Origin of the sequence: Pararhodobacter sp., from assembly GCF_034676075.1 — a bacterium.
Classification (GTDB): domain Bacteria; phylum Pseudomonadota; class Alphaproteobacteria; order Rhodobacterales; family Rhodobacteraceae; genus Pararhodobacter.
On the sequence record NZ_JAUCCQ010000150.1, the window covers coordinates 1 to 9570 of the forward strand.

At 68.9% G+C, this 9570-nt stretch carries 10 protein-coding genes; 8 read left to right on the plus strand and 2 right to left on the minus strand.

Annotated elements, in window-relative coordinates; genetic code table 11:
• Positions 1–813 (minus strand): peptidoglycan-binding domain-containing protein (locus tag VDQ18_RS21435; RefSeq protein WP_323022901.1); only part of this gene is annotated, 813 nt, incomplete at its 3' end.
• A 104-nt stretch (positions 814–917) separates the two neighbouring features.
• Here VDQ18_RS21435 and VDQ18_RS21440 point away from each other — a divergent pair.
• Together VDQ18_RS21440 and VDQ18_RS21445 are read left to right on the plus strand one after the other, a co-directional pair.
• Positions 918–1529: a MarC family protein gene (locus VDQ18_RS21440; protein WP_323022902.1), complete on the plus strand. Its 612-nt coding sequence runs from the start codon at positions 918–920 to the stop codon at positions 1527–1529.
• Positions 1530–1617: 88 nt separating this feature from the next.
• Complete coding sequence (locus VDQ18_RS21445; RefSeq protein ID WP_323022903.1) at positions 1618–2226, plus strand: retropepsin-like aspartic protease family protein; 609 nt, start codon at positions 1618–1620, stop codon at positions 2224–2226.
• Between the two features lie 2 nt (positions 2227–2228).
• On the opposite strand, the gene VDQ18_RS21450 is transcribed toward VDQ18_RS21445, so the two are convergent.
• Complete coding sequence (locus tag VDQ18_RS21450; protein WP_323022904.1) at positions 2229–2720, minus strand: Rrf2 family transcriptional regulator; 492 nt, start codon at positions 2718–2720, stop codon at positions 2229–2231.
• A gap of 179 nt (positions 2721–2899) precedes the next feature.
• Here VDQ18_RS21450 and VDQ18_RS21455 point away from each other — a divergent pair, with 179 nt between their 5' ends.
• The 6 genes from VDQ18_RS21455 to VDQ18_RS21480 all read left to right on the plus strand — a co-directional run.
• Positions 2900–4216, plus strand: a complete 1317-nt coding sequence (locus VDQ18_RS21455; RefSeq protein ID WP_323022905.1) for an FAD/NAD(P)-binding oxidoreductase — start codon at positions 2900–2902, stop codon at positions 4214–4216.
• A gap of 10 nt (positions 4217–4226) precedes the next feature.
• The gene (locus VDQ18_RS21460; protein WP_323022906.1) at positions 4227–4580 is read left to right on the plus strand and encodes a DUF5368 domain-containing protein; all 354 of its coding nucleotides are present in this window, start codon (positions 4227–4229) and stop codon (positions 4578–4580) included.
• A 60-nt stretch (positions 4581–4640) separates the two neighbouring features.
• Positions 4641–5573: a DMT family transporter gene (locus tag VDQ18_RS21465; protein WP_323022907.1), complete on the plus strand. Its 933-nt coding sequence runs from the start codon at positions 4641–4643 to the stop codon at positions 5571–5573.
• A 194-nt stretch (positions 5574–5767) separates the two neighbouring features.
• Positions 5768–7183: a cysteine--tRNA ligase gene (gene cysS, locus VDQ18_RS21470; protein ID WP_323022908.1), complete on the plus strand. Its 1416-nt coding sequence runs from the start codon at positions 5768–5770 to the stop codon at positions 7181–7183.
• A 193-nt stretch (positions 7184–7376) separates the two neighbouring features.
• Positions 7377–9008, plus strand: coding sequence for a citramalate synthase (gene cimA / locus VDQ18_RS21475; RefSeq protein ID WP_323022909.1), 1632 nt, complete (start codon positions 7377–7379; stop codon positions 9006–9008).
• Positions 9009–9041: 33 nt separating this feature from the next.
• Positions 9042–9570: class I SAM-dependent methyltransferase (locus VDQ18_RS21480; RefSeq protein ID WP_323022910.1), on the plus strand; the 529-nt coding region annotated here is incomplete at its 3' end.

A 9570-nucleotide genomic window follows, 5' to 3' on the forward strand; every position in this document is an offset into this window, starting at 1 on the left:
CGCGGCCAGGATCGCCAGCGCCGCCTCGCTCAGCCCCGCCTCCACCGGCAGGCAGAAGTCGGTCAGGAAGTCCTGCACCGCGCGGGTCGTCGCCTCGCCCGGTTGGCCGTCCATCGCCCCGGGCTCGTAGCCCCGCAGCGTCAACGTCACCTGCAACGCCTGCACGTCCCCGGTGGCCAGCACCCTAGCGCGCGCCTCGTCATCGGCCAGCGCGGGCGGGATCCAGCCCAGAGCCTCGACCCCCGTCAACGCCCCGGCTTCGAACTGATAGGCGGTCAGGGCCACCGCCACCACGGCGCAGGCCCGGCAGCCGTCCGTTACCGCATCGCTCGCGACAAACCGCTGGTGCGTGCCTTCCGCGCGATGCCCCACGACCGCCAGCCTCAGCGACGGAAACGCCTGCGGATGCGCGGCGAGGATTGCCTGCGATTGCGCGTCCTCCGCCGTCTGCGGCTCCAGCGCCAGCGGCTGCACCACGCCGGCCGTGCCGTTGACGAAGAGCGTCTGCTCGTTGGTATTGGCGAGGAAGGGGAACAGCACCTCGGCCAGATCGACCACGCCCGTCTCGGTGAAACCGATCAGGAGGCCCGGCCCGCCGATCGCCGGATCCTCCGCCAGCCGCCGGGCAAAGGCGATGCCGCCCGCGGGCACCCCGGCCTCGGCCAGACAGGCCCAGAGGCCCGGCTCAGGCCCGGTCCCCCGGCAGCGGGCAATCGCCCCGTCGATGGCGATGTCCCCGGGGCCGACGATATCCTGCGCCATCGCCGGACCGGCCAGCGACAGGGCGACAAACAGGGGCAGGGCGCGCAGCATCCGGGACCTTCCGAGGCAGTGGCCCGCAGCCTAGGCAGCCCGGTCAGCAAGGGTCAACTCACAGGAGCGTTGACTTTGCCCCCGAAGGCGGAAAGCCTGAGCCGATGCCGGATATCGCCTTCCTCGCCACCGCCTTCGTCACGCTCTTCGTGATCATCGACCCCGTGGGGTTGGCGCCGCTGTTCATCCCGCTGACCGCCGGGATGGACGCCCGCCAGCGCCGCGCCGTGGCGATCCGGGCCTGTGTCATCGCCGCCGGGCTGCTGGCGGTCTTCGCGCTGGCCGGCGAGAAGATCCTGACCACGATCGGCATCACCATGCCCGCCTTCCAGATCTCGGGCGGGGTGCTGTTGTTCCTGACCGCGCTCGACATGCTGTTCGACCGCCGCCAGCAACGGCGCGAGGGACATGCGACCACCGTGCCCGACCCCTCGGTCTTCCCGCTCGCCATGCCGCTGATCGCCGGGCCCGGGGCCATGACCTCGATGATCCTGCTGATGAACCAGACCGAGGGCTGGACCGGCACCCTGGCCGTCCTCGGTGTGATGCTGGCGGTGATCGCTTCCAGCTTCGCCTTCTTCCTGCTGGCCCCGCCCATCGAGCGCCTGCTGGGCCGCACGGGCGAGATGGTGGTGACGCGGCTGCTGGGCATGCTGCTGGCCGCGCTTTCGGTGCAATTCGTGCTGAACGGGGCGCGGGCGGCGGGGGTCATCTGAGCCCCGCTGACGGGCCTGTGACGGCGCGTCCTCTTCCAGCGCGCCCCCCGGCGCCCTACATCTGGGAACAGACCCCAGCGGAGGCCCGATGCCCGCCCTCGAGCAATTGACCGACGAGCAGATCCAGCGCCTCGTGTATCTCACGGTGCTGCTGGTCGTGTTGGGCAGCTACGCGCTGGTGGCGATGCGGGGGCGGGTCTTCACCTTCCTGCGGCACGCGATCCTCTGGGCGCTGATCTTCGTCGGCGCCGCGGCCGCCTATGGCCTCTGGCAATCGCTCTCGTTCTCGACCGTCGCGGTGCAGACCGCCGATGGCGAGGGGCTGGTGCTGCAACGTTCGTTCGACGGCCAGTATCACCTGACGCTGGACATCACCGGCCCGAATGGCGCGGTGACGCCGGTGCGTTTCATCGTCGATACCGGCGCGAGCGAGATGGTGCTGACCCAGCAGGACGCGGCGAAACTGGGTTTCGAGCCGGAGGACCTGCGCTATCTCGGCATCGCCCGCACCGCCAATGGCGTGACCCGCACCGCGCAGGTGACGCTGGATCGCGTCTCGCTGGAAGGGCATGACGCGCGCCGGGTGCGCGCGCTGGTCAATGAGGGCGAGCTGCATGGCTCGCTGCTGGGCATGGGTTATCTGGAGCGGTTCTCGCGCATCGAGATCATGCGCGACCGGCTGAGGATCACCTTTTAGGCTCAATTGACCCGGGCGCTGGCGTGATGGGTGCAGCGCGCGGCGCTGGCGATCCGGGTGCCTTCGTCCAGCGACAGGATCGCTTCCAGCCCGTCGTTGCACTCGACCAGTTCGCCCAGCATCAGCGGGTCGAGCGAGGCATAGAACGCCTCGACCGCGCGCTTGAGATGCGAGGCCATGCGGCAAACACCCTTCAGCGGGCAGGTGTTGTCGGCCGAGAAGCATTCGATGAAGGGCAGATCGGATTCGAAGGTGCGGAACACGTCGCCGACGCTGATCTGTTCGGCCGGGCGGGCCAGGGTGAAGCCACCGTGGCGGCCCCGCATCGTGGTGATGAAGCCCGACTGCCCCAGTTGGTTGACCACCTGCGCCAGGTGGTTTTCCGAGGCGTTGATCGCCACCGCGACATCGCTCTTTCGTACGATCCGGTCGGGATTGACGGCGCAGACCATCAGCGTGCGCAGGGCGAGGTTGGTGCGGGTGGTCAGACGCATGGGGATCTCCGGGGGTACAGCGAACAGGGATAGATGCGGGAGAGGGTTACGTTTTTTTCCCGCGCCCGCCTTGATTGAGATCAAATCCCCGACCTCGCGTCCGGGGAATATTGCCGCTGTCGTGACGGCCGGTCCCGGGCCCCTGACCGGCGCCCCGGAAGCCAAGGAAGACGGATGCCATGCCTGCCCCCCTGACCCTGACCGCATCGCGCCGCGCCTTTCTGGGGCTGGCGGCGGGCGGGGCGGCGCTGGCGGCCTCGGGGCAGGGGGCGCGGGCGGAACGCGTGCGGACTTCGGCCCGGATCGTGATCCTGGGGGCCGGCGCGGGCGGCACGGCGATGGCCAACCGGCTGGCCAATCGGCTGGAGGGGGCGACGATCACCCTGCTCGACGCCCGCCAGCAGCATTGGTATCAGCCGGGCTTCACGCTGATCGCCGCGGGGCTGAAACCGGCAAGCTACGCCATCAGCCGGACGGCCGACTGGCTGCCCGAGGGCGTCGAATGGATCCCCGAACACGCGGCCGGGCTCGACCCGGTGGCGCAGCGCGTCACCACCACGGGCGGCCGGGTTCTGGCCTATGATTATCTGATCGTGGCGACGGGGCTGATGCTCGACTGGGAGGCCATCGAGGGGTTTTCGCTCGACCTCGTGGGCCATGATGGGGTCAGCGCGCATTACGCCGGACCGGAATATGCCGAACTGAGCTGGCGCGAGCTGGACCGTTTCACCGACCGTGGCGGCGTGGGGCTTTTCGGCCGCCCGGCGACCGAGATGAAATGCGCGGGCGCGCCCCTGAAGATCACCTTCCTGGCCGAGGATATCGCCCGCCGGAAGGGCAATCGCGACCGGGTGCAACTGGCCTATCACGCGCAGAACCAGACCCTCTTCGGCGTGCCGATCGTCCACCACCGCCTGCGGCAACTCTTTGACGAACGGGGGATCGAGGCGCGCTATGACCATGTGCTGACGGCCATCGACGCCCAGCGGCGCGAGGCGACCTATGCCACGCCCGCAGGCGACGTCACCACGGGCTATGATTTCATCAACGTCATCCCGCCGCAGCGCGCGCCCGGGGTGATCCGCGAGGCGGGGCTCGGCTGGACCGACCGCTGGCTCGATCAGGGCTGGATCGAGGTCGACCCCGCCACCCTGCGCCACCTGCGCTATCCCAGCATCTTCGGCCTCGGCGACATCGCCGGGGTGCCGAAGGGCAAGACCGCCGCGAGCGTCAAATGGCATCTGCCGGTGGTCGAGGATCATCTGGTGTCGGAGATCGCCGGGCGCGAGGGGACGGAAACCTTCAACGGCTATACCGCCTGCCCGATGATCACCCGGATCGGCCGGGCGATGCTGATCGAATTCGATTACTCCGACAACCTGACGCCCTCGTTCCCCGGGATCATCGCGCCGCTGGAGGAGCTGTGGATCTCGTGGCTGATGAAGGAAGCCGCCCTGAAACCCACCTACAACGCCATGCTGCGCGGCCGGGCCTGAGGGGGCAGCGATGAAAGACCTGAGCTTCGCCACGCTGATCGCCGTCTGGGAAGAGATGTTTGGCCAGGGCGTCTTCTGGGCCCTGACCGCCGTCGCCGCGCTGATCACCGGGCTTTACCTCCATGTCCTGATCCGCGACCGGGCGATGAGCCTGCGGAAATTCCTCTGGGCGCAGCTGTCGATGCCGATAGGGGCCCTCGGCGCCATCTGGTTCGTGCTGGCCGTCACCTCGTCGCGGCTGTCCGACATGGGCGGGCCGATCGACTGGCTGGTACTGGCCGGGATCGCCTTGGTCGGCGCGGTCGGTTTCGCCATCCTTGTCTATGTCGTGCAATCGCTGGTCCGCGGCCCGCAGGACGAGTGACCCGGGTTTTCATTCGCCTGTGAAGCGTCTAGGGTGCCGCTGCCTTGCTGCGGATCCCCCATGCGCCCCTCCCTGCCGATTGCCGTCGCCCTGATGCTGACCTGCGCGATGCTGGTCGCGGCGACCACCCTCATCGCCAAGACATTGGGCAACGGCACGATGGGCGAGCCGGTCCCGGCCCTGATGCTCAGCCAGGCGCGGTTCCTCTTCGGCTTCCTCGCCGTCGCAGGCTTCCTGCTGGCCCGCCGCGCCACCGGCCGCAAAGCCTGGAGCGAACCGGCGGGCGGGGCGCCCAAGCCGAACTGGGGCCTGCACGCGCTGCGCACCAGCCTCGGCTGGCTGGCGACGCTGCTCATGTTCAGCGCCGCCCGCTACCTGCCGCTGTCCGACGTCAACGCGCTGAGCTTCCTGTCGCCGGTCGCCACCATGCTCTTCGCCGGCATCATCCTGGGCGAGAAGGTCGGCCCCTGGCGCTGGCTGGCGGCGCTGGTCGCGCTGGCGGGCGCGCTGGTGCTGCTCAGACCCGGGGCGGGGGTGATCCAGCCCGCGGCGCTGCTGGCGCTGGGCGCGGCCGCCGCCATGGGGATCGAGGCCATCGCCATCAAGCGGCTGGCCATCACCGAACCCCCGGGCCGCACCATGGCCATCAACAACGGCATGGGCACGGTGATCGCCTGCCTCGCCGCGATCCCGGTCTTCGTCTGGCCGCAGGGCCCGGGCGTCTGGGCGCTGCTGGTGGCGCTGGGCACGATCATGGTCTCGGCGCAGATCCTCTATCTGACCGCCAACCAGCGGGCCGAGGCCAGCTTCGTCGCCCCTTTCTGGTACGCGACGCTCCTCTGGGCCGCGTTCTATGACATCGTCTTCTTCGACCTCTGGCCCGACAGCGTCAGCATCCTCGGCGCGCTGATCGTCGTGACCGGGGGCCTCATCATGACCTGGCGCGAGATCCGCGCCGGGCGGCGGCGCCCGGTCGGGCCGATGGGACGCTGAGACCCATGCTGAACGCTTGCGCGGCGGGGGTCTTGGTGCTATCGCCAAGCCCATGACGACGCTGCGCATCATCATTTGCTGCATTACCCGCTGAGCTGAGGCTCGCGCGGAGGCGGTCGTCTTTTCCCCAAGAAAAGTCCCAGCCCACCCCGCGCGGGGGTGTTTCTTTATGGAATGCGGATAGGGGAGAGGCCATGACCGCCATCCGGCTTTACAACACGCGCACCCGCTCGAAGGAGGCGTTCGAGCCTTTCGACGCCCGGAACGTGCGGATGTATGTCTGCGGCCCCACGGTCTATGACCGCGCCCATCTGGGCAATGCGCGGCCGGTGGTGGTGTTCGACACGCTGTTCCGGCTGCTCCGGCATGTCTATGGCAAGGGGCATGTCACCTATGTCCGCAATTTCACCGACGTGGACGACAAGATCAACGCCACGGCCCTGTCGCGGCAGGAAGCGGGCGCGCCCGGCACGCTGGAGGAGCTGATCCACCAGCGGACCGAGGAAACCATCGGTTGGTATCACGCCGACATGGACGCGCTGGGTGCCCTGCGTCCGACCAAGGAGCCGCGCGCGACCGAGTATATCGGCGCCATGGTGGCCATGATCGAGGGGCTGATCGAGCGGGGCCATGCCTATGAGGTCTCGGGCCATGTGCTGTTCGACGTGCGGTCTTATCCCGAGTACGGGCGGCTCTCGGGCCGGTCGGTCGATGACATGATCGCCGGCGCCCGCGTCGAAGTCGCGCCCTACAAGCGCGACCCGATGGATTTCGTGCTGTGGAAGCCGTCGGATGCCTCCTTGCCCGGGTGGGACTCGCCCTGGGGCAGGGGGCGGCCCGGCTGGCACATCGAATGCTCGGCGATGAGCTATGAACTGCTCGGCGCCTCGTTCGACATCCACGGCGGCGGCATCGACCTGCAATTCCCGCATCACGAGAACGAAGTGGCGCAAAGCTGCTGCGCCCATCCCGGCGCCGAGTTCGCCCGGGTCTGGATGCACAACGAGATGCTGCTGGTCGAAGGCAAGAAGATGTCCAAGTCGCTGGGCAACTTCTTCACCGTGCGGGAGTTGCTGGAGCAGGGCTATCCGGGCGAGGTGATCCGGTTTGTCATGCTGTCGACGCATTACCGCAAGCCGATGGACTGGACGGCGGAGAAGGCGCGGGAGGCCGAGGCGGTGTTGCGCCACTGGCGCGTGCTGGCGGCCGATGCCGAGCCCACCGGGCCGGATGCCGAACTGGTCGAGGCGCTGGCCGACGATCTGAACGGCGCGGGCGCCATGGCGCGTCTCCATGCGCTGGCCAAGGCGATTGCCGCCAATCCGCAGAAGGATTGCTTCTACGAGAAGGGCGTCTTCCTCGCCTCGGCCCGGCTGCTGGGGTTGCTGGAAGCGGGCATGGGCGACTGGGCCGAGGGCGTGGACTTGTCGGCGCTGGCCGCGAAGCTTGCCGATCTGCGAACTGCCGCCATGGCCTCCAAGGATTTCGCCCCCGTCGATGCGCTCAAATCGGCGCTGATCGCCGCCGGGGTCGAGGTTCGGATGTCGAAGGCGGGGGTGGAACTGGTGCCCGGCGCGGGGTTCGATCCGGCGAAGCTGGAGGGGTTGTGATGGGGACGCGCACGGTGCGTGCGAGCACGCACCCTACGGGGGTGTTGGCGCTTGCAGCGGGTGTCGGACCGGGGGTTTCACACCCCCGGACCCCCGTGGGATATTTGCAGAACGAAGATGGGCGCGGGTTAAGCGCAGGTAAACGGGGGTCGCCATGTCCTTGACGTCATTGGAGGGCGGAGATGTCCCACGCGTGGGACAGCGCGAGCGGCTCTATCTCTACGACACCACGCTCAGGGACGGGCAGCAGACCCAGGGCGTGCAATTCTCGACCCCCGAGAAGGCCGCCATCGCCCGCGCGCTGGACGCGCTCGGCGTCGATTACATCGAGGGCGGCTGGCCGGGGGCGAACCCCACCGACAGCGAGTTCTTCGAGACGCGGCCGTCGCTGAAAGCCACCTTCACCGCCTTCGGCATGACCAAGCGGGCGGGACGCTCGGCCGCCAATGACGAGGTGCTGGCGGCGGTGATGAACGCAGGCACGCCCGCGGTGTGCCTCGTCGGCAAGACCCATGATTTCCACGTCACCACCGCGCTGGGGATCACGCTGGAGGAGAACCTGGTCAACATCCGCGACTCGGTCGCGCATATGGTGGCCGAGGGGCGCGAGGCGCTGTTCGATGCCGAGCATTTCTTCGACGGCTACAAGGCGAACCCGGAATACGCGCTGGAGGCGCTGAAAGCCGCCCATGGCGCGGGCGCCCGCTGGGTGGTGCTTTGCGACACCAACGGCGGGACGCTGCCGGCCGAGGTGGGGCGGATCGTCGCCGAGGTGATCGCGGCGGGCATCCCGGGCGACAGGCTGGGCATCCATTGCCACGACGATACCGGCAACGCGGTGGCCTGTTCGCTGGCCGCGGTCGATGCGGGCGTCCGGCAGATCCAGGGCACGCTGAACGGGTTGGGCGAGCGCTGCGGCAATGCCAACCTGACCAGCCTGATCCCGACGCTCTTGCTGAAGGAACCCTATGCCAGCCGGTTCGAGACAGGCGTGGCGCGCGAGGCGCTGGCGGGGCTGGTGAAGGTCTCGCGCCAGCTCGACGATATCCTGAACCGGGTGCCCCTGCGCAGCGCCGCCTATGTCGGTGCCTCGGCCTTTGCCCACAAGGCGGGGCTGCATGCGAGCGCGATCCTCAAGGATCCCACGACCTATGAGCATGTCGAGCCCTCGCTGGTCGGCAATGCCCGGGTCATCCCGATGTCGAACCAGGCGGGCCAGTCGAACCTGCGCGCGCGCCTGTCGGCCGCCGGGATCGAGGTGGCGCCGGGCGATCCGCGGCTGGCGCGTATCCTCGACGTGGTGAAGGCGCGCGAGGATCAGGGCTATGCCTATGACGGCGCGCAGGCGAGTTTCGAACTGCTGGCCCGGGCCGAGCTGGGCCTCCTGCCGCGGTTCTTCGAGATCAAGCGCTACCGGGTGACGGTCGAGCGGCGCAAGAACCGCTACGACCAGATGGTCAGCGTCTCGGAAGCCGTGGTGGTGGTGAAGATCGGCAAGGACAAGGTGCTTTCGGTCAGCGAGTCCACGGACGAGACGGGCACCGACCGCGGCCCGGTCAACGCGCTGGCCAAGGCTTTGGCCAAGGATCTGGGGCCCTATCAGGCCTCGATCGAGGACATGCAGCTGGTGGACTTCAAGGTCCGCATCACCCAGGGCGGGACCGAGGCCGTGACCCGCGTCATCATCGACAGCGAGGATCGCAGCGGGCGGCGCTGGTCCACGGTCGGGGTCAGCCCGAACATAGTGGATGCCTCGTTCAGCGCGCTCCTGGATGCGATCCAGTGGAAGCTGATCCAGGATGGGGCCGTCGCCGCGGTGGGTTGACGCAAGGGTCACCCGGGGCTAGGCCTCGGGTCCATGAGCCTTGTTGATCTGTTTCTCAGGCTGGACCGGGCGGGGCCGGGCGATGCCGAAAGCCTGCGCTGGGCGCTGGGTGTGGCGGGAACCCCGGCCGATGCCCGCGTGCTGGATGCGGGTTGCGGCACCGGGGCCGACACCGGGACGCTGCTGGCGGCGGTGCCGCAAGGGCAGGTCGTGGCGCTGGACGCGGCGGCCGAATTCGTGGCCGCAGTCGCGACAGCATACCCCGCCGTCACCGCCATTCAGGGCGATATGGCCGAGCCTCCCACTGGCCCCTGGGACCTGATCTGGTCGGCAGGGGCGGTTTACACAATCGGTGTCTGCGGGGCGCTGGAGGCCTGGCGCGGGGTGCTGGCCCCGGGCGGGCGCGTGGCTTTCTCGGACCTGCGCTGGACCATGGCGACTCCGCCCGCGGAGGCCGCGGCCTTCTGGCAGGCCGAGGGCGTGACGCTGACCGATGCCGCGGGGCTCGAGGCCGAGGTCAGGGCGGCGGGCTGGCGGGTTCTGGGCGCGCGCTGGGTCGGCC